This is a genomic window from Dyella sp. (genome assembly GCF_051962475.1).
In the GTDB taxonomy this organism is placed as follows: Bacteria; Pseudomonadota; Gammaproteobacteria; order Xanthomonadales; family Rhodanobacteraceae; genus Dyella_A.
The window spans coordinates 16,367-40,662 of sequence record NZ_JBQCCF010000006.1 but is presented as its reverse complement, the minus strand read 5'-3'; the positions used below and the strand labels follow the sequence as shown (position 1 = coordinate 40,662).

The following is a 24,296-nucleotide window of genomic DNA, read 5'->3' as shown; positions in this document are numbered from 1 at the left end:
CGACGTCGTGCAGCGGGTCGCAGCCGACGGCGACCAGGTCGGCGGCCTTGCCGGGGGCGATCGAGCCGAGTTCCTTTTCCTTGCCGAGTAGGCGGGCGGCGTCGATGGTGGCTGAGCGGATCGCCTGCAGCGGGGTCATGCCCCAGCGCACCATGTAGGCGAACTGGCGGGCGTTCTGGCCGTGCGGGTAGACGCCGGCGTCGGTGCCGAACGCGATGTGGACGCCGGCCTTCACGCAGCGGGCGAACCCGTCGCGCTGCGCCTGCGTCGTCTCGTCGTTCTTGCGCAGCACGTCGGCGTCCCAGCCGTTCGCCCGGCCCGTCTCGGCGATGTAGTCGCCGGAGTAGATGTCCGCTACCAGGAACGTGCCGGCGGCGGCCATCAGCTGAATGGCTTCGTCGTCGATCAGCGAGCCGTGCTCGATCGAGCGTACGCCGGCGCGGATCGCGCGCTTGATGCCCTCGGCGCCGTGCGCGTGGGCGGCGACGAACTTGCCGCGCTTGGCCGCCTCCACCACGGCGGCATGGATCTCCGCCTCGGTGAATTCCGGTTTGCCCGGCTCGGTGCCGTTGGCGAGCACGGCGCCGGTGGCGATCACCTTGATCAGGTCGGCGCCGTGGTCGAGGATCAGATCTACGTGCTTGCGAACCTGGTCCACGCCCTTGGAGACACCCTGGCGGAATGCCGGTGGCACCACGGTGCCTGCTGGCAGGCCGGTGATCTCGCCGCCGCCGCCGGGTGCGGTGATGTAGGCGCCGGCCGCGAACATGCGCGGGCCGGGAATCTCGCCGGCGTTGATCGCGTCGCGCAGGGCGATGTCGGCGAAGCCGCGGTACACGCCCACATCGCGCACGGTGGTGAAGCCGGCCTGCAGCGTCTTGCGCGCGTTCATCGCGCCGATGAACGCCTGCTGCGCCGGGCTGATCTTCAGTGGCGCAGCAATGTCGGCGGTCTCGGCTTCTTCGGAGATGTGCGTGTGCATGTCCATCAGGCCGGGGACCACGGTCCAGGCGGTCCAGTCGAGCACGCGCGCGCCCTTGGCCGCGTCGGCGGACCAAGGCTGCAGCGCAACCACCTTGCCGGCTTCGATCGACACTGCCTGATCGGCGAGCATCTTTCCGCTGTCGACATCGAGCAGGTGGCCGGCATGCACTACGGTGCGCTCGGCCGCATGCAGCGGAGCGACGATGGCCGCGGTGAACAGCCATGCAGTCAGGGCCTTCTTCATGCGTGCTCTCCCGCGGCGGCGTAGGCCGCGCGCAGCTGGTTGTGGAAGTGCCACACGCCGCTCTCGCGCCGCGGGCACAGCCGGCCGGCCCCGTAGGTGCCGGAAGTGAGGCCACGCTGCACGGCGACGCAGATGTCGATGTCTTCCTGCTGCACCTCGTCGCTGAACTCCTGGTCAGCGGCGATGCGCGCCTGCGCGGCGTCGTCCTGTGCGTAGTAGTAGTCGAACTCCACGCGGCAGCGGTCCGGCGCCAGCGGCACGATGCGGTTGGTCTGCATGCGCCCGGGCATGATGTTGAGCATCACGTTGGGGTAGACGAAGTAGTAGAACGCCTCGCCGTCGCCGTAGATCGCGGTGCTGTTGCGCAACGGCGAGGACTGCAGCGAGTACCAGTCGAACAGCTCGGTGTCGTAGGCGCGGTAGTCCAGCACCTTCGACAGGCCCGGATGCACATGCGGCAGGTGGTAGCCCTCGAGGAAGTTGTCCACGTAGACCTTCCAGTTGCAGTCGATCTCGTAGCTGTCGCGGCGCAGGTAGCGCATGGCCGAAAGATCGATCGGCGCGATGCGCTCGACGATGCCGTCGTAGACCTCGCCGAACGGCGGCACGGCCTCGCCCAGCGCCACGAACACCAGACCCTGCCACTCGTGCACGCGGATCGGCGGCAGTCGGATGTCGGCAACGTCGAAGTTCGCTGCGCCCTGCATCTCGGGCGCGCTGCGCAACTGGCCTTCCAGCGTGTAGGTCCAGCCGTGGTACTTGCAGTGCAGGGCGCGCGCGCCCTTGCCGTTGCACAGCGCCAGCGGCCCGGCGCGATGGCGGCAGACGTTGACGAAGCCGCGCAGCACGCCGTCCTGCCCGCGCACCACGATCACCGGCACGTGGCCGACCTGTTCCACCACGTGGTCGCCCGGTTCGGCGAGCTGGCCCTGGTGTGCCAACAGCTGCCAGCTGCGGGCGAATACCGCACGGTGTTCCATCGCCAGCATCGCCTCGCCCACGTAGTAGCGGGCGGACAGGGCGGTGGCGCGGTCGAGGCCGGGGTGGGAGGTTTCAGCTGGCATGCAATGCTCCGCGATCGGAATAGACTGGCGCGACGACGACGGTCGCTTCGGGGGAGGCCTTATGTTTCGTTTCAAGCTGACGCTGGCGCTGTGCGCGTTGGCCGGACTGGCGCATGCCGCCGACCCTCGCGCGCGCGACCTGGGCATTCCGTTCGACGGCTCCCCCGGGCCGCTGAATGCCATCACCGATGTCGCCGGCGTCACCGTGGGCCAGGTCACCCTGATCCGCGACCTCCCCGACGGTCACAAGGTGCGCACTGGCGTGACGGCGATCCTGCCACGCGGCAAGGCCAGCTACGAGCTCCCCGCGTTCGCCGGCTGGTTCGCGCTCAATGGCAACGGCGAGATGACCGGCACCACCTGGCTGGAGGAGTCCGGCCAGCTCGAAGGCCCGGTGATGCTCACCAATACCCACAGCGTGGGCGTGGTGCGCGACGCGGTGATCGCCGAGCGCGTGCATGCCGGCGGCGCCGACGCCTCGGGCTACTGGTGGTCGCTGCCGGTGGTGGCCGAAACCTGGGACGGTGAGCTCAACGACATCAACGGCTTTCACGTGCATGCCGCGGACGCCGCGAAGGCGCTGCATGAAGCGAAGGGCGGCCCGGTCGCCGAGGGCAACGTCGGCGGCGGCACCGGCATGATCTGCCACGAGTTCAAGTGCGGTATCGGCACCGCCTCGCGGCGCGTGCACATCGGCGAGCGCGACTACACCCTGGGCGTGCTGGTGCAGGCCAACTACGGGCTGCGCGATAGCCTGCGCATCGCCGGCGTGCCGGTGGGCCAGTACCTGCGCGAGGACCGCCTGTACAGCGCCACCAACCCAGCGGCGGTGGACACCGGCTCGATCATCATCGTGGTGGCGACCGATGCGCCGCTGCTGCCGCACCAGTTGAAGCGCATCGCCCGGCGCGCCGGCATGGGCCTGGCACGCATGGGCAGCTATTCCGGCAACGGCTCGGGCGACATCTTCCTCGCGTTCTCCACCGCCAACGCCGATGCGCTGCACGACCGGCCGCTGCAGCAGGCCAGCTTCATCGGCAACGACCATATCGACCCGCTGTTCGAGGCCACCGCGCAGGCGGCGGAGGAGGCCATCGTCAACGCGATGATCGCGGCGAAGGACATGTGCGGCGAGGGCGGACACTGCGCCAAGGCGATCCCCCATGCGGAGCTGGTCGCGCTGCTCAAACGCTTCGGTCGCTACCAGCCGCCGCACTGAGGGAGCCCGGCTCATGGCGCGCTGCCTGCGGCCTTGAGGAAGCGCTCGTACCAGGCGAGGTTGCGGCGCATGCGGTCGAGCAGGTAGCTCGGCACGGCGATCTCGTGGTGCTGGCCGGGGTAGACCACCAGCTCGGTCGGCACGTTGCGCGAGCGCAGCGCCTGGTACATCTGCTCGGCGCCGATGCACGGCACGTTGAAGTCGATCTGGCCGCACTGGAACAGCGTGGGCGTGGTGATGCGGTCGGCGTGCAGGAACGGGTAGCTGGCGCGGTCGTACGCCTCGCGATTCGCCCACGGCGTGCCCAGTTCCAGCTCGTACTCGCGGGCGTACTCGTCGTCGCCGTACATGCCGTAGGTGTTGCCGGTGCCGGCGCCGCTGATCGCCGCCTTGAAGCGGGTGGTGCGGGCGATCACCTGGTCAGTGAGGATGGCGCCGTAGCTCCAGCCGCCGATGCCCAGGTGGTCGGGGTCGGTGATGCCGAGCTCGATCACGTGGTCCACGCCAGCCATCAGATCCTGCGTGTCCTTGTTGCCCCAGTCGGCGTAGATGGCGCGGGCGAAGTCGAAGCCACGGCCGGAGCTGCCGCGCGGGTTCACCGCCAGCACGGCGAAACCGTTGGCGGCGTAGACCTGCCAGTCCTCCATGAATTCATGGCTGAACTGGTACACCGGGCCGCCGTGCACGCGCAGGATGGTCGGGTAGCGCCGGCCTTTCACGTAACCGATCGGCTTCACCAGCAAACCGTCGAGTTTGGTGCCGTCGGCGCTGGTGAAGTGCAGCGTCTCGGTGCTTGCCAGCTGCTTGCCGGCCAGCCATTCGTTGTGGTCGGCGAGCGGGCGCAGGTGCTCGCCATCGAGCGCGGCGAGGTTATACGGATGCAGGTCGTCGCCGCCGAGTACGGCGATGCGGCCGTTGCGCGACATCGAGATATCGACGTCGAAACGGTCGCCGTGGGTCAGCTCGGTGACCTTGCCGCTGGCCACGTCGATGCGCGCCAGGTGGGTGACCTCGGCCTGCTCGATCAGCGCATAGACACTGCGTCCGTCCGGCGACCAGTGCGGGTGGGTGAAGCAGCGGTCGATCGGAGCGGGGATTGTCGACTTGCCGCTGGCCACGTCGATCACCGCCAGCTGCCAGGGCGCGTAGTAGATCCAATGGTCCTCGCCGCTTTGCAGGTAGGCGATGCGCTTGCCGTCCGGCGACCAGGCCGGACGCGAGGCCCAGTACGGATCGAGGTCGGAGCCGGGGAAGGTGGTGAGCTGGCGCTCCTGCGCACCGGCGCGGGCGTCGATGACGTAGATGTCGAAGTTGAGGGTGCGGTCCGGGTCGGCGCCGCGCCGGGTGACGTAGGCGATCTGCCGGCTGTCCGGCGACCACGCAGGCAGCTGCTCGTCGTGCGTGCCGGGGGTGAGCTCGGTGGCGGCGCCGCTGGCGAGGTCGACCACGTACAGGTGCTTGTGGCGCGCGCCGAGCCAGCCCGAGTCGTCGTCCTTGAACTGGAAGCGGTCGGTGACGATCGGCGGTGGGTTCTTCGGGTTCGGTGTGCCGGCGGGACGCTCGGGGTCGAAGGCGATCACCGCCAGCTGCCTGCCATCGGGCGACAGCGCGAACTCCTCCACGCCGGCGGGAAGGTGCGTCACCTGCCGCGCTTCGCCGCCGTCGGCGGGCATCGTCCACACCTGCGTGCCGGTGTCCTCGTCGTCCTTGCCGCCGGCGGGCTTGCGGTCGGCCAGGAAGGCGATGAAGCGGCCGTCGCCGGACCACTGCGCCTGCGACTCGTCGGCGTCGGGCGTGTGGGTGAGCTGGGTGCGTGCGCGGCCGTCGAAGCCGACCCGCCACAGGTCAGACTGCGGCTGGTCGCGTTCGGCGTTCGTGGTGGTGACGGTGTAGACCAGCCAACGGCCGTCGGGCGACAGCGCCGGGTCGGCGAGCACGGCGAGGCGATTGAGGTCGGCCGGAGTGAACGGGGCCTTATCGGCTGCGAAGGTGATCAGCGGCAACGCCGCCAGCGCGAGCAGGGCCAGATGCTGCAGGCGGCGCGTCATCGGCCGGCCTCCGCGGTCGTCGTCGATGGGTTACCGGCGGCCAGTGCCCGGTAGGCGTCGCGCGCCTTGTCCAGGTAGTCCAGCGTCATGCGCTTCTCCGCCGCGGTGTTGTAGTCGTCGCGCGCGGCGGCGGCCTCGATGGTGCGGTCCATCCAGTGGGCGAACCACGCGGCATCGTCGCGCGCGCTGGGTGCCAGCACGTGGTCGCCCAGCCACACCGGATTGGTGGTGGCGTAGGGGTAGAGGTCGAGCACTTGCGGATCGGCGCCGTCGTTCCACGCGCGCAGCAGCACCCAGCCGCCGTCGAGGTCGAGATCGCCCTCGGTGTCGAGATGGCGGCGGTCGCCGCCGAGGGTGAAGGCTTTCACCACCTGGCCGTTGTGCACCAGTTCCAGGTGATCCACGGCCACCGGCGAACGCAGCGCCACGCGGTAGTGGTGGTGGCCGGGGGCGAGCTGCGTGCCGGGCCTGGCGCCATCGAGCAGCAGGCCGAGCAGCGGGCCGTTGCTGGCGAAGCCGTGCCCGGCCTTCAGCGCCGCGAGTGCGCTTGCCGCGTCGCGCTGGCCGCCGGTGTCGAGGAACACGCGGTTCATGCCAACCGGGCCGCGCAGCGAGGCGTAGTTGGCCATCGCATCGGTGCCGGCGCCGGTGGGCAGGCGCAGGCCCAGGTTGAGCAGGCGATACCACACGGTGGCGGTGGCCTTGTGGTCGGAGAAGCCCATCACCTCGATGTAGTCGACCTTGCCTTCGATGACGTCGGCGGGCAGCTCGTTGCTGAGCACCGGATCGTGCTGCGGGTCGGGCAATACGTCGAACGGATGCACGTAGCCGACCAGGGCGCCCTGCGCGTGGGCGAGGTCGGCGACGGCGGCATTGGTCGGCCACGGACTGGCCATCGCGGTGTGGCGGTAGGCCGAATAGCCCTGGGTGATGTAGTGGTCGGTGAGGTGCAGCAGGCCGAGGTGGCCCCAGAAACTGGTGTGGTACTCCTGCCCGTGCAGCACCAGGGTTTGCGCGGTGCTGGCCGGGTCGGCGTCGGTGCGGAAGCTGGCGATGTCCGGCACGCGCTCCTCCTTGTTCACCACCAGGTCGTACGCGATGTCGAGATCCTCGGCGCGCGCCTGCAGCGCGAGGTGCGCTGGCGTGTTGCGGTAGTGGCCGCCGTAGTTCATGTGGATGTGCAGGTCGGCGCTGACGAAGTGGCCGTAGGCGTCCGGCAGCGCGTCCGGCGCCAGCGTGGCGGTGAGCTGCACGGGCTTGCCGTTCGACAGGTCGACCGTGCGAAGCCACGGCGCGTAGGCGAAGCCGTGCTGCACCCAGATCGCGGCCTTGCCGCCCGGCACGTCCAGCGTGCACGGCGGCGCGCAGTGGAAGTAGTGCGTCTCGCTGTGCTGAAGGGCGCGGTCGAAGCCGTCGTCGGCGGAGACCCAGGCGTGAGGCGGCGCATAGGCGCGGCCGTCGCTGGCCACGATCGCCACGCGCGCTGGCGTGCGCTGGCCGTGCTCGTCGACGATGTCGAGGGTGAGTTTCGCCGGCGGCGATCGGTAGTGGCGTTGCGTCGCCACCACGTCCTGGCTGGCGCCGCCCAGCGTCTCGATCACGCGCAGTGCGGTGTCGCCATCGCGGTTGTCGACGGCGGCGATGCGCGAGCCGTCCGGCGACCAGCGCGCGTTGCGGCGGTCGAACGCGCCGAAGCTCAGCGGCAGCGGCGCGGCGCCATCGGTGGTGGTGAGCCACAGTTGCTGGTGCTGGCAGCCGTGGTAGCTGGCATAGAGCAGGCGCTTGCCGTCCGGCGCCAGTTCGGGCCGCGCGCTCCAGCTGGTTTCCTCGCTCAGCACGCGGCGACGCTGCGCGGGGTGGTCGACATCCACGGCGAAGATGTCGCCGGTGCCCCAGCCGATCTCCGGGTTGCTGACGTAGTAGATCGTCTTGCCGTCGGGTGACCAGGACGGATTGATGGCGTGGTCGAAGGCCGAGTAGTAGTAGCGGTCCAGCGTGCTCTTGCGCTCGCCCAGCAGCAGGTGCGGGTGGTGCAGGCCGGCGGTATCGATGTCGGCAATGAACAGGTTGAAGTGGCCGGTGCCCTGCGTGGAGACCCAGGCGAGCCGCTTGCCGTCGGGCGACAGCCGCGGCTCCACGTTCACCGCGCCCTGGTCGGTGAGGCGCTGCTCGCGGCCGCTGGCCAGCTCCAGCCGCCACAGCTCCAGCGCGTTGCCGTCGTAGCGGGTGAACACCACGCTGCGGCCGTCGTGCGATACATCGGGCTGGTAGTCGTAGGCGGCCTCGGGATGAGTCAGTTCGGTGGCGTTGTCGTCGCCGATACGCTGGCGCCACAGCGAGCCGCCCATGCTGTAGATGAGCGTGTTGCCGTCCGGCAGGAAGCTGGCCGAGGACGGGCCGGCGGTGAGCTGCGGCAGGTACAGCTCGCGCCAGTAATAGCTGTGCGGCAGGTCGACCTGCTTGAGCACGGGTTCGCGCGCGGCCTGCGCGGACGCCGCACCGAACATCATGACCAGGAAGGTGGCGAGGACGGGGGCGGCGTTCGCGAGGCGTTTCATGCTCAGGCTCCGGCGAGTGCCTGGTCGAGGCTGGTGCGCAGCAGCGCGATCGCCTCGTCCACTTCGGCGGTGCTCACCGTGAGCGGCGGCATGAAGCGCACCGTGCTGGTGCCGCAGGAAAGCAGCAGCAGGCCGTTGTGGTACGCGCGGGTGATCACCGCGTCGCACAGCGCGGTGGCGGGGGTCTTCTTCGCATCGTTCTCGACCAGCTCCATGCCGATCCACAGGCCCTTGCCGCGTACTTCGCCGATGCACGGGTAGTCGCGCTGCAGTTCGCGCAGGCGGGCGATGAAGTGCGCGCCGACCGTGGCGGCGTTGTCCATCAGGCCGTCGCGCACCAGGTCCAGCGTGGCGTTGGCGGCGGCGCAGGTGACCGGGTTGCCGCCGTAGGTGTTGCCGTGCGCACCGCGCTTCCACTGCGACATGATGGATTTTTTCGCGATCACCGCGCCGATCGGCAGCCCCGAGCCCAACCCCTTGGCCGAGGTGAGGATGTCCGGCGCCACACCCCAGTGCTCGCAGGCGAACATCTTGCCGGTGCGGCCGATGCCCGACTGCACCTCGTCGAAGATCAGCAGGATGCCGTGCTCGTCGCACAGCGCGCGCAGACCGGCGAGGAAGCCGTCCGGCGGCGTCAGATAACCGCCTTCGCCCTGCATCGGCTCGATCAGGATCGCCGCCACTTCCGACGGCGGCACGCTGCGCTGGAACAGCATGCGGATGTAGTCGAGCACCGCCGCGCCCTGGTCGTCGCCGGCGAACAGCGGCCGGTACGGGTTGGGATACGGCACGTGGGTGACGCCGGCCAGCGTGGGCGAGAAGCCCTTCTGCTGGGTGTACTTGCTGGAGGTGAACGACAGCGATCCGAAGGTGCGGCCGTGGAAGCCGCCGAGGAAACCGATGAAGCGCGGCCGACCGGTGACGTAGCGGGCCAGCTTCAATGCGCCTTCCACCGCCTCGGTGCCGGACTGGCAGATGAAGCTCATCGCCGGCTCGCCGGCCAGCGTCTGCATCGGCGCGACCGCGGCCAGGCGCTCGCCCAGGCCGGTCATCTCCTCATGCCAGTAATCGCTGGAGATATGCAGGAATTTCGCCGCCGCGCCCTGCACCGCCTGGACCACCTGCGGATGCGCGTGGCCGGTGGCGCACACGGCGATGCCGGCCATGAAGTCGAGGAAGCGGTTGCCGTCCACGTCCCACACCTCGGTGCCGCGGCCGTGCGACATCACGAACGGGTAGTCGCGCGGGTAGGAGGGCGAGATCACTTCGGCGTCGCGGGCGATCATCGCCTGCGCCTTGGGGCCGGGGAGGGCGGTCTTGATGTGGGCGTTCACGGCAGAACCTTTGCGTCAGAGAGGGATGTGCACGGGGCGCGCGTGCGCCTCGCGGGTGCGGGCGTTGAGTGCGCGCAGGGTGTCGAGCTCGTGCGCGCTGGGCGGGGCGAGGGTGTCCAGGCGGTCGGCGACGAGCAGCGGCCAACCGACGGCGGCGCGGGCTTCGTCCACGCCGACGCCCTCGAACAGGGCGACCAGCTGCAGCTCTTCGCTTTCCGGGTGCGGGGCGAGCATGCCGAAGTCGGTGATCACCGCGCGCGGACCGCCGCCGGGGAGGCCGACGCGGGCGCGCGCGCCGTGGCCGTCGAGGAAGCCGGCGCTGCTGCAGAAGTCCAGCCGCTCGACGAAGCTGCGCGGGGTGGCGCGCGCCATCACGAACACCTGCCTGGCATGCAGCGCGATCTCCGGCGCGCCGCCGCCGCCCGGCAGCCGCGTGGACGGCAGCTCGTACGGGCCGATCACGGTGCTGTTGAGGTTGCCGAAGCGGTCGATCTGCGCGGCGCCGAGAAAGCCCACGTCCACGCGTCCGGCCTGCAGGTAGTAGCTGAAAATCTCCGGCAGCGGCACCACGCAGGCGGCGGTTTCGGCCAGCTCGCCGTCACCGATCGACAGCGGCAGCACGTCCGGCCGCGTGCCGATGGTGCCGGATTCATAGATCAGCACGATCTCTGGCGCGTGGGTGAGTCGGGCCAGGTTGCAGGCGGCGCTGGGCAGGCCGATGCCGACGAAGCACACGCTGTCGTTGCCGAGCAGGCGCGCGGCGGCCACGGTCATCCACTCGTCGCGGGTACAGGCGCTCATGCGGCGGTCTCCGCCTGCAGCGAGGCGAGGAAGGCGTGGTGGTCGCGGGTGCCGAGCACGTGGTGGTCCATCCAATCGAGGAAGCGCTGGCGATCGCGGGCGATCGTGTCCCAGCGCTGGTAGAAGGCGTTGTCGCGCGCGTAGTGGCCCTGCGCGTACGACGGATAGGCGCCGCCGCGGCAGTGCACCACCGCGCTCACCGTCCAGTGCGGCAGCACGATGGCGTTCATCGCCGGCGGCAGCGCATCGACGATCTCCTCCACGGTGACGATCAAGGTCTTTGCCGCCAGCGCCGCTTCGCGTGCGGCGCCGACGATGCCGTCGATGGCCACGTTGCCGGCGCGATCGGCGCGCTGCGCATGCACGATGGTCACGTCCGGATTGATCGCCGGCACCGCGGCCACCGCCTCGCCGGTGAACGGGCAGGCGACGCGGCGGATGTTCGGGTTGTGCGCGGGCAGATCGGTGCCGATGTAGCCGCGCAGCACGCCGAACGGCAATCGCGACGCGCCGGCAGTGAACGCGGCGGCCATGCCCGCGTGGCTGTGTTCGTCGATCTCCAGCGGGCGGGGCCAGCCGTGCTCGACCGCGTCGCGCAGGCGGTGCAGCGAGCCCACGCCGGGGTTGCCGCCCCAGGAGAAGGTGAGCATGCGCGCGCAGCCCATGCCGATCAGCTGGTCGTAGATGAGATCCGGCGTCATGCGGATCAGGTGCAGGTCACGCTTGCGCTGGCGGATGATCTCGTGGCCGGCGGCGAACGGGATCAGGTGGGTGAAGCCTTCCAGCGCGACGCTGGCGCCGTCGTGCACGAACAGCTCGATGGCCTCGGCAAGTTCAAGGTGCTGGCAGCTCATCCGTGTGCGCTCACTCGACCACCGTGCGGGATTGTTCGCGCAGGTACTGCGCCAGGTAATAGAACGACGCGATCGCCTTGCCGGTGGAGCCCGAGCCCTTCCAGCCGCCGAACGGCTGGTAGCCCGGCCAGGCGCCGGTGGTCGCGCCCTGCGGCCGGTTGGCGTAGGTCACGCCGGCCTCGATGTGTTCGTGGAACCACGCCACCTCGTCGGCGCTGCCGTAGAAACCGGCGGTGAGGCCCATCGAGGTGTCGTTGGCCAGTCGCATCGCCTCGTCGCGGTCGTGCACGCGATGCAGGGTGAGGATCGGCAGGAACATTTCCTGTTGCCACAGCGGGTGCGCCAGCGGCGCTTCGGCCAGGGTCGGTTCGACGAAGAAGCCGCGGGCGAACTCGTCCGGCCCGCCGGTACCCTCGCCGAAGCGGCGACCGCCAGCCAGCACGGTGGCGCCGCCGGCCTCCAGTTCGTCGATGTACTGGCGGTAGTTGCCATAGGCGGTGGCGTTGACCACCGGGCCCATCCAGTGCTCGCGCTGGCGCGGGTCGCCGACACGCAGCGCGCCGATGCGCTGGCGCAGGCGTTCGATCAGTGCATCGGCCACGCGCTCGTGCACGTACAGCCGCGACAGCGCCGAGCATTTCTGCCCGCTCATGCCGTAGGCCGAGCGCACGATGCCGGCGGCGGCGGCGTCGAGGTCGGCGTGCTCGGTGACGATGCACGGGTTCTTGCCGCCCATCTCGGCGATGCACGGCCGCGGCCAGTCGCCACCGGTCATCTGCCGCATCAGCTGGCGGCCGACCGCCACCGAGCCGGTGAAGGTGATGCCGGCCACCCCCGGGTGCTGCGCCAGTGCCGCGCCGACCTCGCGGCTGCTGCCGGAGAGGTAATTGAACACGCCCGGCGGCAGGCCCGCGTCGCGGATGCAGTCGGCCAGCAGGCGCGCGGCCCACGGCGTGTCGCTGGCGCCTTTCACCACCACCGTGTTGCCGGTGACCAGCGCCGCGGCGGTGGGGCCGCCGGCCAGTGCCAGCGGGAAGTTGAACGGTGCGATCACCACCCACACGCCGTAGGGCCGCATCACGCTGGCGTTGTGCGAAACGACGCCGTCGATCGGATCGTCGGGCAGCGTGTGGTGGTAGCCGGCGTGGCTCTCGAAGTCGTCCGCGTAGTGGCGGAAGAAGTCCACCGTCTCCTGCGCCTCGCCCAGCGCCTCCATACGGTTCTTGCCGACCTCCAGCACCAGCGCGGCGGCGATGTCGTAGACGCGCTCTTCCAGCAGGTCGCCGACGCGGCGCATCAACCGTACACGCTCGGCCACCGGCGTGGCACGCCAGCCCGGGTAGGCGGCCTGCGCAGCGCGCATCGCGCAGTCGGCATCGGCTTCGTCGGCCAGCGCGAAGTGGCCCAGGTGCAGGGCGTTGTCGAACGGGGCGCGGCGGTCGGCCGAGTGCTCCGCCTCGACATCGCGGCCGTCGATGAACAGGCCGTGCTGCGCGCCGAGCGTGGCCGAGACGCGGGCCAGCGCCGCCTCGAAGCGTTCGTGCATGGCTTCTGGCGGGTCGTACATGGTGGCGTAGGTGAGGCGGAAGCTCATGGGGACCTCGTTAGGCGTGGGCGGGGAAGTGCTTCCCCAGCAGTCGGTCGATCAGCGCCAGCGCGTCGGCCAGCGCGGTTTCCTCGATCACCAGCGGCGGCGCGAGGATCAGCAGGTTGCCGCGCGTGGCCAGCGACACGCCTTCGTCCATCGCCTCGCGCAGCAGTGCGCCCAGCGTGGCTGGTTGCTGCGGCCACGGCGCCAGCGGCGCGCGGCTGGCGCGGTCGGCAACCAGCTCGATCACCGCGAACAGGCCGTGGCCGCCGCGCACGTCGCCGATCACCGGGTGGCGCGCCTGCATCGCCCTGAGTTCGGCGAACATCGCTGCGCCGAGCTGGCGCGAGCGTTCGATCAGCTGCTCGTCTTCGTAGGCGCGCACGGCGGCGAGGCCGGCGGCGCAGGCCAGCGGATGGCCGCAGTAGGTGAGGCCGGTGTAGAGCATCTGGTCGGCGAGGCGAGTGTAGACCTCGGCCGACAGCACCACCGCGCCCAGCGGCAGGTGCGCGCCGGTGAGGCCCTTGGCCAGGGTCATCAGGTCGGGGCGACCGGCCTCGCCGTAGCGCTGCCAGGCGAACCACTCGCCGCAGCGGCCGAAGCCGCTCATCACCTCGTCGGCGATCAGCAGCACGTCGCGCTCGCGGGTGGCCGCGCGTAGGGCGGGCCAGTAGCTGTCCGGGGCGACGATGCCGTTGGTGCCGGCGTTCGGCTCCATCAGCACGGCGGCGACGGTGTCCGTGCCAGCGCGGTCGATCGCTTCGCCTACGGCGCCGGCGGCGAGGCGGCCGCAGCTGTCGTCATCGGTACTGCCGAACGGGCAGCGGTAGGCGTAGGGCGCCGGTACGCGGAGTACGCCGAACGCCTCGGCGTCGACCTGGTCGCTGGTACGGGCGTCGCCAGACAGCGCCATGCCGGCGTAGCTGGCGCCGTGGTACGAGCGCTCGCGCGCCACGATGCGTCCGCGCGGCAGGCCGCGGGCCAGGCGCGCGAACTTCACCGCGTTCTCGTTGGCGTCGGCCCCGGCCAGGGTGAGGAACACCCGGCCGCCGTCGAAGCCGGATTTTTCCAGCAGCGCTTCGGCCAGCGCCTTGCGTGGCTCGGCGCCCCACGCGGCGGTGACGAAGCACAGCTGCTCGGCCTGCTCGCGGATCGCCTGCACCACCGTCGGATGCTGGTGGCCGAGGTTGCTGCACTCGGCCAGGCTGCTCATGTCCAGGATGCGTCGGCCGTCGGCCAACTCGAGGTGCGCGCCGCGTGCGCTGACGACCGTGGGCGCTTGCCATTGGGATGGCACGCACCAGCTGTGCAGCACGCTGTGGCGTTCGTTGCTCACGCGCTTTCTCCCCCGAGAAATGTTCGATAATCGAACAAGAATTCGTATTGCGAACTCATTGGAATGCTTCTACGCTCGGCCTGTCAATGGATCTGAGCGAGACGATGGCCTCCCAACCTTTCGAGGAAAGTCCCGACTACGTGCAGTCGCTGGCGCGCGGCCTGCAGGTGCTGCGCGCATTCGATCGCGAGCTGTCCAGCCCCAGCTTGTCGCAGGTGGCCGAGCGCACTGGACTGTCGCGCGCGGTGGCGCGCCGCCTGCTGCTGACGCTGCAGCACCTGGGCTACGTGGGCAGTCGCGGGCGCAGCTTTTTCCTCACCCCGCGGGTGTTGGAACTCGGCTACAGCTACCTCACCTCGCTCGACCTCACCGAGCTGGCGCAACAGAGCCTGGAGCAACTGTCGCACCGCATCGGCGAAAGCTGTTCGATGGCCGTGCTCGACGGCACCGACATCGTCTACGTGCTGCGCGTGCCGGTGCGCCGCGTTATGAGCGTGGCGCTGGGCGTGGGCGCGCGGCTGCCGGCGTTTGCCACCTCGATGGGGCGCGCGATTCTGGCCGACCTCGCCGACGACGCGCTCGCCACGTGGATGAAGGGCCAGACCTTCCGTGCCTACACGCCGCAGACCCTGCACACGGTCAGCGCGCTGAAGGCCGAACTGGCGCGCGTGCGCAAGCAGGGCTACGCGCTGGTGTCGCGCGAGCTGGAACACGGGCTGTGTTCGATCGCCGTTCCGATCCGCGCGGCCGACGGCAGCACGGTCGCCGCGCTCAACGTCGGCATGCCGTACAGCGACGAGGCGCACAAGCGCGCGACCAGGGAGATCCTGCCGGCGCTGCGCGAGACCCAGGCGGCGGTAGAGCAGACGATCGCCCGCGGCGGTTGGCTGCCCCACCTGGCGATGAAGAACGCCTATGCGTAATGCCTGGCTGATCGATGCCACGCGCACGCCGTTCGGCCGCCTTGGCGGCGCGCTGGCTGCGGTGCGCGCGGACGATCTGGCCGCCCAACCGATCGCCGCGCTGCTGGCGCGTCATCCCCGGCTCGACCCGGCCGCGATCGACGAGGTGATCCTCGGCTGCGCCAACCAGGCCGGCGAGGACAACCGCAACGTGGCGCGCATGGCGGCGCTGCTGGCCGGACTGCCGGCCGAGGTGCCCGGTGTCACCGTCAACCGGCTGTGCGCCTCGGGGCTGGAGGCGATCGGTCAGGGCGCGCGGGCGATCGCCTGCGGCGAAGCCGAATGGGTGATCGCCGGCGGCGTGGAGAGCATGACCCGCGCGCCGTACGTGCTGGCCAAGGCCGACGGCGCGTTCGCCCGCAACCAACAGCTGGAAGACACCACCCTGGGCTGGCGCCTGATCAACCCACGCATGCGCGCCGGCTACGGTGTCGACTCGATGACCCAGACTGCCGAGAACCTGGCGCGCGAACACGGCATCGATCGCGCCAGCCAGGATGCCTATGCACTGCGCAGCCAGGGGCGCGCCGCCCGTGCGCAGCGCCAGGGCTGGCTGGCCGAGGAGATCACGCCGGTGGCGTTGCGCGCCGATGGCGCCGCCGGTCAGGTCGCGCTGGACGAGCATCCGCGCCCGGCCACTACAGACGAGCAACTGGCCGCGCTCAAGCCGCTGCTGGGGCCGGACACCAGCATCACCGCCGGCAACGCTTCGGGCCTCAACGACGGCGCGGCGGCGATGCTGCTGGCCTCGGACGATGCCGTGCGACGTCTCGGCCTGACGCCGCTGGCGCGCATCACCGGCATGGCCTCGGCCGGCGTGGCGCCGCGGGTGATGGGCATCGGCCCGGTGCCGGCGATCCGCAAGCTGCTGGCGCGCAGCGGCCGCGAGTTGTCCGACTTCGACCGCATCGAAATCAACGAGGCCTTCGCCGCGCAGGTGCTGGCGTGCACGCGCGCGCTCGGCCTTCCCGACGACGCCGAACACGTCAACGCCAACGGCGGTGCGATCGCGCTCGGCCATCCCCTTGGTGCCAGCGGGGTCCGCCTGGCGATGACGGCAGCGTTCGCGCTGCGCCGGCATCGCCAGCAACGCGCGCTGGTGAGCCTTTGTGTCGGCGTGGGCCAGGGGTTGGCCCTGGCGCTGGAGAGTCCATGAAGCGTTCGTCTGTTGCCTTCTTCACTGCACTGGCCCTGCTGCCGCTGGGTGCATTCGCCGGCGACACGGTGCCGCCGGCCGAGCACGCGCTGGCGCATGACTTGCTGGTGCAGATGGTCGACACCGACACCACCTCCGAGCATGGCAGCACCACTGTGCTGGCCGAGGCGCTGGCGCAGCGCTTCTTGAAGGCCGGGTTTCCGGCGGCGGACGTGCAGGTGGTAGGCGACGATCCGAAGCGGCGCAACCTGCTGGTGCGCCTGCGCGGGCAGGGCCAGCGCGCGCCGATCCTGCTGCTGGCGCACCTGGATGTGGTCGAGGCGCTGCCGCAGGACTGGCACTTCCCGCCGTTCAAGTTGACCGAGCAGGACGGCTACTTCTACGGCCGCGGCACGATGGACATCAAGGGCGCTGGCGCCGGTCTCATCGCCACGCTGCTGCGCTTCCACGAGGAAGGCTACAAGCCCAAGGGCGACTACATCCTCGCACTCACTGCCGGCGAGGAGGACGGGAAGTCCAACGGCGTGCAGTGGCTGCTGGCGCACCGGCCGGAGCTGATCCGCTCGCAGTACTCGATCAACGTCGACGGCGGAGGCCCGGAAATCCGCCACGGACACACCGAAGTGGTGGCGGTGGAGACCGCCGAGAAGGTCTATGCCAGCTACACGCTGACCGTGCGCAACCCCGGCGGGCACAGCTCGCTGCCGACGCCGGACAACGCGATCTACCGGCTCGCCGCGGGGCTGATGCGGTTGTCCAAACTGGACTTTCCGCTGCATACCAACTCCGCCACGCGAGGCTACTACGCGCGGCTGGCCACGCTCTACACCGGCCAGGCGGCGGCGGACATGCGCGCGGTGGCGCACGATCCGTCCGAGCCGGCGGCGCTGCAGCGGCTGGCCGCTTCCAGCCCGTACAACAACGCCCACCTGCGCACCACCTGCGTGCCGACCCTGCTGGCCGGCGGCGATGCGGAGAACGCGCTGCCACAGGTGGCCCGCGCCACGGTGAACTGCCGCATCCTGCCCGACGAGGACCCAGCCACGGTGCAGGCGAAGATCACCCGGGCGCTGGCCGACCCGCAGATCGCCGTGGCGCCGGTGGCGCCGGCACCGGCCAGCCCGCCGAGCCCGATCGACAAGGCGCTGTTCGCGCAGATCGCGCAGACGGCCAAGGACGTGTGGGGGCAGGCCATGCCGGTGTCGCCGTACATGTCGGCCGGCGCCTCGGACAGCGTGTTCCTGCGCGCCGCCGGCATGCCGTCGTATGTGTTCAACGGAATTTCCTACGACGTCGACGACGACCGCTCGCACGGACAGGACGAACGCATCCTGGTGGACTCCTACTACCGGTCGCTCGACTTCAACTATAGATTGCTGAAAAACCTGTAAGGAGCCGCAGCGATGCCACGTGCCATGCCTGTGCCTGCCCCTCGACCGCGCGGTGTCGCCCGATGACGGCCTCCGCTGCCACGGGCACGTTCGAGCAGGCGCTGGCGCACGCGGCGCGTCTGCTCGAACGCGATCCGGCGTTGGCCGAAAGCCAGGCGCGCGAGATCCTGCATGCGGTGGATGGCTACCCGGCCGCGCTGCATCTGCTGGCGGCGGCCCGGGCGGCGCAGGGCGATGCCCGCGGCGCGCTGGACATCCTCGAGCCGCTGGCCCAGACGCAACCGACCTGGGCGCCGGCACACTTCGACCTGGGCTTGGCCCGCGCGCGGCTGGGTGAGGCGGCCGGGGCGGTCGCCGCCCTGCGCCATGCGCTCGAACTGGCGCCGGATCTCCCGCAGGGCTGGCGTCTGCTGGGCGATCAGCTGCACGCGATGGGCGAACGCGAGGCCGCCAGCGAGGCCTATGTGATGCACGTTCGCCACGGCGCCAACGATCCGCGCCTGCTTGCCGCGGGCGCGGCCCTGGCCGGCGACCGCATCGGCGATGCCGAACGCCTGCTGCGCGAGCACCTGCGCGAAATGCCTACCGACGTAGCGGCGATCCGCATGTTCGCCGAGCTGGCGGCGCGGGTCGGCAAGGCCGACGAGGCACGGCAGCTGCTCGAACGCTGCCTGGAACTGGCCCCAGGCTTCCACGCCGCGCGGCAGAACTATGCGCTGCTGCTGCATCGGAGCAACCAGCCGGAGCAGGCCCTGGTTGAGATCGAGCGCCTGCTGGCGGTGCAGCCGGAGCATCCCGCCCATCGCAACCTCAAGGCCGTGGTGCTGTGCCGAACCGGTGACTACGCCACCGCGATCGATCTCTACGCCGCGCTGCTGGCCGAATACCCGGGCAACGCGCAGGTGTGGATGAGCTACGGCCACGCGCTGAAAACCGCCGGCTTCACCGCGCGCGCGATCGAGGCGTATCGCAGGGCGCTGGCGATACAGCCGTCGTTCGGCGAGGTGTGGTGGAGCCTGGCAAACCTCAAGACGTTCCGCTTCTCAGACGATGAGGTGGCGACCATGCGCGCCCAGCTGGGCCGCACGGACCTGTCCGATGACGATCGCCTGCATCTGGATTTCGCGCTCGGCAAGGCGCTGGAGGATACCGGCGAGTACGCAGCCTCGTTCGACCACTACGCCGCCGGCAACGCCCGCCGCCACGCGCAGCTGCACTACGACCCGGCCGAGACGCACGCGCGGGTCGAGCACATCCGTCGCCAGTACACGCGTGAGTTCTTCGCCGCGCGCGCCGGCAGCGGCAGTGATGCGCGCGACCCGATCTTCATCGTCGGGCTGCCGCGCTCCGGTTCCACGCTGATCGAGCAGATCCTCTCCAGCCACAGCCAGGTGGAAGGCACGATGGAACTGCCCGAGGTGACCTCGATCACCCGGCTGCTGCGCGAGCAGGCCGAGGGCGAAGGCGCGATGCCGTACCACGAGGCGCTGGCGCGACTCGACGCCGATGCGCTGCGCGAGCTGGGCGAGCATTACCTGGCGCACACGCGCATCCATCGCAAGACCTCGGCACCGCTGTTCATCGACAAGATGCCGAACAACTTCATGCACATCGGGCTGATCCAGCTGATGCTGCCCAACGCGACCATCATCGACGCGCGCCGGCATCCGATGGCCTGCTGCTTCTCCGGCTTCAAGCAGCATTTCGCACGCGGGCAGAGCTTCAGCTACCGGCTGGACGACCTGGCGCGCTACTACACCGACTACGTGCGGCTGATGGCGCACTTCGATGCCGTGCTGCCCGGTCGCGTGCATCGGGTGATCTACGAGCGGATGGTGGAGGACACCGAGGGCGAGGTGCGCCGGCTGCTGGCGCACTGCGGGCTGCCGTTCGAGGAGGCGTGCCTGCGCTTCTTCGAGAACGAGCGGCCGGTGCGCACCGCCAGCTCCGAGCAGGTGCGCCGGCCGATCTATCGCGAGGGTGTGGACCAGTGGCGGCACTACGCGCCCTGGCTGGCACCGCTCGAGCAGGGTTTGGGAGAGGTGCTGCGGATGTATCCCGCGGTGCCAGCACAAGAGGGAACGTAGTCAAGACCGTTTGGGGATAGCCACTCTTTAGAGGGAGGGGAACTGATGCATCGCCACAGCAACACCATCATCCGCGGGGCCGCGCGAAGGCGCCTGTCCCGCATGCCGCTGGCCGCGGCCATCTGCCTGGCCATCGCGGCTCCCGCGTTCGCCCAGGATGCCAGCGCACCGTCATCCACCGCGCCGCCGAAAGACCAGAAGGTAGCCGAGCTCAGCACCGTCACCGTGACCGCGCAGAAGCGCACGGAGAACCTGCAGAAGGTGCCTATCAGTATCCAGGTGCTGGGTACGGAGAAGATCGAGCAGCTGCATATCGCCAACTTCGACGACTACGTGAAGTACCTGCCCAGCGTGTCCTACCAGAGTCTGGGCCCGGGCTTCTCCGAGATCTACATGCGCGGCATCGCCAGCGGCGGTGATGGCAACCACTCCGGCTCGCGTCCCAGCGTGGGCGTGTACCTGGACGAGCAGCCGGTCACCACCGTCACCGGACCGCTCGACATTCACATGTACGACATCGCCCGGGTCGAGGTGCTGGCCGGTCCGCAGGGTTCGCTCTACGGCGCCAGCGCGCAGGCCGGCGCCATGCGCATTATCACCAACAAGCCCGACCCGGACGGCTTCGCCGCCAGTTACAGCGCAGGCATCAACTCCGTCGCCAATGGCGGCATCGGCCACGTGGTCGAGGGCATGGTCAACGTGCCGCTGTCCAAGACCGCGGCGATCCGCCTGGTGGGCTGGCACGAGCGCGATGCCGGCTACGTCGACAACGTGCCGGGCACGCGCACCTATCCGACCTGGGGCGGCACCGTCAGCAACGCGCCCTCGTGCACCCCGAGCAGTCTGCTGGTGTGTACGCATGCGGCGAAGAAGAACTACAACAACAACGACATCAACGGCGCGCGCGCGGCGTTGAAGGTCGACCTCAGCGACGACTGGTCGATCAACGGCACCTTCATGGGCCAGAAGACCATCGCCAACGGCAACATGGCCAGCGATCCGGCCGTTGGTGACCTGTCGATCACCCACTTCTATCCCGAGCGCACCACCGACCGCTGGTGGCAGGCGGCGATGACGGTGCAGGGCAAGATCGGCAACTTCGATCTGACCTACGCCTACGCGCACCTCAAGCGCGACCAGGAAGAGCACAACGACTACAGCGACTACTCGTTCTGGTACGACACGCTCGCTGGCTACGGCGCGTACATCTACGACAACGCCGGTGTGCCGACCAACCCCTCGCAGTACATCATCGGCAAAGACCACTACACCATGGACAGCCACGAGCTGCGCCTGGCGTCGCCGAAGGAGGACCGCCTGCGGCTGGTGGCCGGCCTGTTCTGGGAAAAGTCGGTGCACGACATCGAGCAGCGCTACAAGATCGACAGCCTGGCCGATTCGCTCTCCGTGCCCGGCTGGCCGAGCACGCTGTGGCTGACCGAGCAGGTGCGCACGGACAAGGACGAGGCGGTGTTCGGTGAGCTGTCCTACGATCTTATCCCGGACACCCTCACGGCGACCGTGGGCGGGCGTTACTTCCGCGCCGACAACAGCCTGGGCGGCTTCTACGGCTTCAGTTCCGGCTACTCGCCGAGTTCCAGCTACGGCGAAGCGGGCTGCATCTCGCCCACGCCGTTCCACGGCGCGCCGTGCCTGGACTTCAACAAGAACGTCAAGGAAACCGGCTCGCTCGGCAAGGTCAACCTGACCTGGAACATCACGCCCACCAAGCTGGTGTACGCCACGCGTTCGGAAGGCTATCGCCCCGGCGGCATCAACCGTCGCGGCTCGCTGCCGCCGTACAAGTCGGACTACCTCACCAACTACGAGCTGGGCTGGAAGACCACCTGGCTCAACAACCGACTGTCGTTCAACGGCTCGGTGTTCCAGGAGCAATGGAAGGACTTCCAGTTCAGCATCCTGGGCGCCAACGGCCTGACCGAGATCCGCAACGCCAACCAGGCCCGCGTGCGTGGCCTGGAGACGGAGCTGAACTGGGCGGCCACCTACAATCTGCAGCTGAGCGGCGGCCTGGCGTTCTACGACGCCAAGCTCACGGCGAACTATTGCGGCTATACCGACGCCAACGGCACGCCGGTCACCGACTGCCCCACGCCGGAGGCCGCCAAGGGCAGCCAGTTGCCGGTGACACCCAAGTTCAAGGGCAACCTGGTGGCTCGCTACACCTGGGACGTGGGCAACAACGAGGCGTTCCTGCAGGGTGCGGTGGTGCACGTGGGTAAGCGGCGGTCGGATCTGCGCTCGCTCGAGAACAGCCTGGTGGGTGACCTGCCGGCCTACACCACGCTGGATCTTTCCGGCGGTTACAAGTGGAGCAGCTTCTCGGTCGACCTGTACATCAACAACGTGTTCGACAAACGCGCCTCGCTGTACAAGTACACCGAGTGCGCCGAGTCGGTATGCGCGGCGCACGGCGTGGTGCCGCAATACCCCAATGGACAGGTCTATACGGTGACCAACCAGCCGCGCACGATCGGCATTCGTTTTACCCAGGACTTCTAGTTCGCAGGGACGTTCGCAAGCGACGTCGAAGCCCCGGTGCAAACCGGGGCTTCTTTTTCATGTGCGCTATTTTTCGGGAGTGGGGGAGGCGCCTTCCTTTTACGGCCGCCCATTAAAAAACCGGCCACCTGAAGGTGGCCGGCTTTCTGCATCAAAAGAACCGCGGGCGAATTACTTCTTGCCCGAAGCGTCCTTCGCGGCGTCCTTCGCGTTGTCGGCGGCGTCCTTGGCGGCGTCCGCAGCCTTGTCGGCCTGGTTCGCAGCGTTGGAAGCGGCGTCCTTGGCATCCTTCATCATGCCGTCGCCGGAAGCGGTCATGCTCGACGCCGGGGCGCCGGCGGAAGCCGCAGCAGCGGCCTGCTTGGCCTGGTCGGCAGCCATCGAGGCCGTGTCCGAGGCCATCTTGGCCTGGTCAGCCGCCTGCTCGGTCGCCGCCGTCGGGGCGGCAGCAGCAGCCTGCTGGGCCTTGTCGGAAGCCTGCTGAGCCTGGTCAGCGGACTTCTGGGCGTCCTGCGCGGAATCCTGCGCGCCGTTGCTGCAAGCCGCCAGCAGCGCGACGAGCGCGGAGGCGAGAAGGGTACGCGTGAACTTCATAGTGGATCTCCTTTGCCGTGGAATGCCGTGTGGCCGCGTATTAATAGCTCTTTCCCGTGAAAGTCGCTACCGCTTTCTTGATACGCCGCAATGCCCATTAACGCGTCTGTTAAGCATCAGCCTTGAGGGGCGCCCGGATTGTCGATCCGGGCGCGTGACGATTCAGTCGATGCGCTCCACCGCAATGGCCGTCGCCTCACCGCCGCCGATGCACAACGTAGCCACACCGCGCTTGAGACCGCGCACCTTCAGCGCGTTGAGCAGGGTCACCACCAGGCGGGCGCCGCTGGCGCCGATCGGGTGGCCGAGCGCGCAGGCGCCGCCGTTGACGTTGACCTTGTCGTGCGAAATGCCCAGCTCCTTGATCGGCGTCATCGCCACCACGGCGAACGCCTCGTTGATCTCGAACAGGTCCACGTCCTCGACCTTCCAGCCGGCCTTGGCCAGCACCTTCTGGATCGCGCCCACCGGTGCGGTGGTGAACCACTCCGGCTCCTGCGAGTGGGTGGCGTGCGCCACGATGCGCGCCAGCGGGGCCATCCCGCGGGCCTTGGCGTCGTCGGCCGACAGCAGCACCACGGCGGCGGCGCCGTCGGAGATGCTGGACGAGCTGGCGGCGGTGATCGTGCCGTTGTCCTTCTTGAACGCCGGGCGCAGCGTCGGGATCTTGCTCACGTCGGAACGGCCGGGCTGCTCGTCGGTATCTACCACCACGTCGCCCTTGCGACCGGCCACCGTCACCGGAACGATCTCGTCGGCGAAGGCGCCGCTCTTCTGCGCGTCCAGCGCACGGTTCACCGAGGCGGTGGCGAACGCGTCCTGCTCCTCGCGGGTGAAGTGGTACTTGTCGGCGCACAGCTCGCCGAACACGCCCATCGCCTTGCCGTCGTACGGGTTGGTCAGGCCGTCCCAGGCCATGTGGTCGACCAGCTGGCCGTCGCCGTAGCGGATGCCGGTGCGAGCGTTGACCATATGCGGGGCGTTGGTCATCGACTCCATGCCGCCGGCCACGACGACGCTGGCCGAGCCGGCCTTGATCAGGTCGTGGCCGAGCATGATCGCCTTCATGCCCGAGCCGCACACCTTGTTGATGGTGGTGCAGCCGGCCGACAGCGGCAGGCCGGCGTGGATCGACGCCTGGCGCGCCGGGGCCTGGCCCAGGTTGGCCGGCAGCACGCAGCCCATGATCACCTCGCCGACATCGGCGGCAGCGACGCCGGACTGCTCCAGCGCCGCCTTGATGGCCGTGGCGCCGAGCTTGGGCGTGGGCACGCCGGTGAACTGGCCGAGGAAGGAGCCGATGGCGGTGCGCTTGGCACCGGCGATCACAACGCTGACGTCAGACATGGAATTCTCCGGGGATACCTGGGGCGCGATGGCGCGGTGGGAACCGGTCGATTATCGCAGCCGCCGCCGGAGGGCAGCAAACCATTGCGTTTCTGGGCCTGCGCCACGGCGAGGGGTGGGGTGTTGTGCCAGTATCTGCGTGGAACAAAAGCGCCGGCAGGGAGCGGGCGCTTTTGTTCCAACCACATGAGTCTGCAGGGGATCCA

The 24,296-nt window shown here is 69.4% G+C and carries 17 protein-coding genes; 6 read left to right on the top strand and 11 right to left on the bottom strand.

Features of this window, described 5'->3' with window-relative positions; translation table 11 throughout:
• On the bottom strand, nucleotides 1-1,228 hold a 1,228-nt coding region (locus ACTHJF_RS00740), incomplete at its 3' end, for an amidohydrolase family protein (RefSeq protein WP_440265372.1).
• Complete coding sequence (locus tag ACTHJF_RS00735; protein ID WP_440265371.1) at nucleotides 1,225-2,292, bottom strand: aromatic ring-hydroxylating oxygenase subunit alpha; 1,068 nt, start codon at nucleotides 2,290-2,292, stop codon at nucleotides 1,225-1,227. The genes ACTHJF_RS00740 and ACTHJF_RS00735, both read right to left, overlap by 4 nt.
• Nucleotides 2,293-2,353: 61 nt before the next feature.
• Between ACTHJF_RS00735 and ACTHJF_RS00730 the strand changes: the two genes are divergently transcribed.
• Nucleotides 2,354-3,511 carry a DmpA family aminopeptidase gene (locus tag ACTHJF_RS00730; RefSeq protein WP_440265370.1) on the top strand — a complete coding sequence of 386 codons (1,158 nt, stop codon included), beginning with the start codon at nucleotides 2,354-2,356 and terminating at the stop codon, nucleotides 3,509-3,511.
• An 11-nt stretch (nucleotides 3,512-3,522) separates the two neighbouring features.
• Here ACTHJF_RS00730 and ACTHJF_RS00725 read toward each other — a convergent pair whose 3' ends face one another.
• From ACTHJF_RS00725 to ACTHJF_RS00695, 7 genes are read right to left on the bottom strand one after another with little or no spacing between them, the layout of a single operon-like run.
• The gene (locus tag ACTHJF_RS00725; protein WP_440265369.1) at nucleotides 3,523-5,559 is read right to left on the bottom strand and encodes a prolyl oligopeptidase family serine peptidase; all 2,037 of its coding nucleotides are present in this window, start codon (nucleotides 5,557-5,559) and stop codon (nucleotides 3,523-3,525) included.
• Nucleotides 5,556-8,117 carry a CehA/McbA family metallohydrolase gene (locus ACTHJF_RS00720; protein WP_440265368.1) on the bottom strand — a complete coding sequence of 854 codons (2,562 nt, stop codon included), beginning with the start codon at nucleotides 8,115-8,117 and terminating at the stop codon, nucleotides 5,556-5,558. Before ACTHJF_RS00720 ends, ACTHJF_RS00725 begins: the two co-directional genes overlap by 4 nt.
• Nucleotides 8,118-8,119: 2 nt before the next feature.
• The gene (locus ACTHJF_RS00715; RefSeq protein WP_440265367.1) at nucleotides 8,120-9,451 is read right to left on the bottom strand and encodes an acetyl ornithine aminotransferase family protein; all 1,332 of its coding nucleotides are present in this window, start codon (nucleotides 9,449-9,451) and stop codon (nucleotides 8,120-8,122) included.
• Nucleotides 9,452-9,466: 15 nt separating this feature from the next.
• The gene (locus ACTHJF_RS00710) at nucleotides 9,467-10,252 is read right to left on the bottom strand and encodes a CoA-transferase subunit beta (RefSeq protein WP_440265366.1); all 786 of its coding nucleotides are present in this window, start codon (nucleotides 10,250-10,252) and stop codon (nucleotides 9,467-9,469) included.
• Nucleotides 10,249-11,106 (bottom strand): CoA transferase subunit A, encoded by an 858-nt coding sequence (locus ACTHJF_RS00705; RefSeq protein WP_440265365.1) that lies wholly within the window; start codon nucleotides 11,104-11,106, stop codon nucleotides 10,249-10,251. The genes ACTHJF_RS00710 and ACTHJF_RS00705 overlap by 4 nt, the downstream gene beginning before the upstream one ends.
• Before the next feature lie 10 nt (nucleotides 11,107-11,116).
• The gene (locus tag ACTHJF_RS00700; protein WP_440265364.1) at nucleotides 11,117-12,700 is read right to left on the bottom strand and encodes an aldehyde dehydrogenase family protein; all 1,584 of its coding nucleotides are present in this window, start codon (nucleotides 12,698-12,700) and stop codon (nucleotides 11,117-11,119) included.
• 10 nt (nucleotides 12,701-12,710) lie between these two features.
• Nucleotides 12,711-14,030 (bottom strand): aminotransferase family protein, encoded by a 1,320-nt coding sequence (locus ACTHJF_RS00695; RefSeq protein WP_440265363.1) that lies wholly within the window; start codon nucleotides 14,028-14,030, stop codon nucleotides 12,711-12,713.
• Between the two features lie 104 nt (nucleotides 14,031-14,134).
• Here ACTHJF_RS00695 and ACTHJF_RS00690 point away from each other — a divergent pair, with 104 nt between their 5' ends.
• The 5 genes from ACTHJF_RS00690 (at nucleotide 14,135) to ACTHJF_RS00670 (ending at nucleotide 22,149) form a co-directional block, all read left to right on the top strand.
• Entirely contained in the window at nucleotides 14,135-14,953 is an 819-nt protein-coding gene (locus ACTHJF_RS00690) for an IclR family transcriptional regulator domain-containing protein (protein WP_440255520.1), read from the top strand.
• Nucleotides 14,946-16,148 carry a 3-oxoadipyl-CoA thiolase gene (gene pcaF, locus ACTHJF_RS00685; protein ID WP_440265362.1) on the top strand — a complete coding sequence of 401 codons (1,203 nt, stop codon included), beginning with the start codon at nucleotides 14,946-14,948 and terminating at the stop codon, nucleotides 16,146-16,148. The genes ACTHJF_RS00690 and pcaF overlap by 8 nt, the downstream gene beginning before the upstream one ends.
• A complete protein-coding gene (locus ACTHJF_RS00680) occupies nucleotides 16,145-17,539 on the top strand; it encodes a M20/M25/M40 family metallo-hydrolase (RefSeq protein ID WP_440265361.1) in 1,395 nt (464 codons plus the stop codon). Before pcaF ends, ACTHJF_RS00680 begins: the two co-directional genes overlap by 4 nt.
• 62 nt (nucleotides 17,540-17,601) lie before the next feature.
• The gene (locus ACTHJF_RS00675) at nucleotides 17,602-19,626 is read left to right on the top strand and encodes a sulfotransferase (protein ID WP_440265360.1); all 2,025 of its coding nucleotides are present in this window, start codon (nucleotides 17,602-17,604) and stop codon (nucleotides 19,624-19,626) included.
• Nucleotides 19,627-19,671: 45 nt separating this feature from the next.
• Entirely contained in the window at nucleotides 19,672-22,149 is a 2,478-nt protein-coding gene (locus ACTHJF_RS00670) for a TonB-dependent receptor (RefSeq protein WP_440265359.1), read from the top strand.
• A gap of 171 nt (nucleotides 22,150-22,320) precedes the next feature.
• On the opposite strand, the gene ACTHJF_RS00665 is transcribed toward ACTHJF_RS00670, so the two are convergent.
• Together ACTHJF_RS00665 and ACTHJF_RS00660 are read right to left on the bottom strand one after the other, a co-directional pair.
• The gene (locus ACTHJF_RS00665; protein ID WP_440265358.1) at nucleotides 22,321-22,743 is read right to left on the bottom strand and encodes a hypothetical protein; all 423 of its coding nucleotides are present in this window, start codon (nucleotides 22,741-22,743) and stop codon (nucleotides 22,321-22,323) included.
• A 162-nt stretch (nucleotides 22,744-22,905) separates the two neighbouring features.
• A complete protein-coding gene (locus ACTHJF_RS00660; protein ID WP_440265357.1) occupies nucleotides 22,906-24,090 on the bottom strand; it encodes a thiolase family protein in 1,185 nt (394 codons plus the stop codon).
• Between the last annotated feature and the right edge of the window lie 206 nt (nucleotides 24,091-24,296).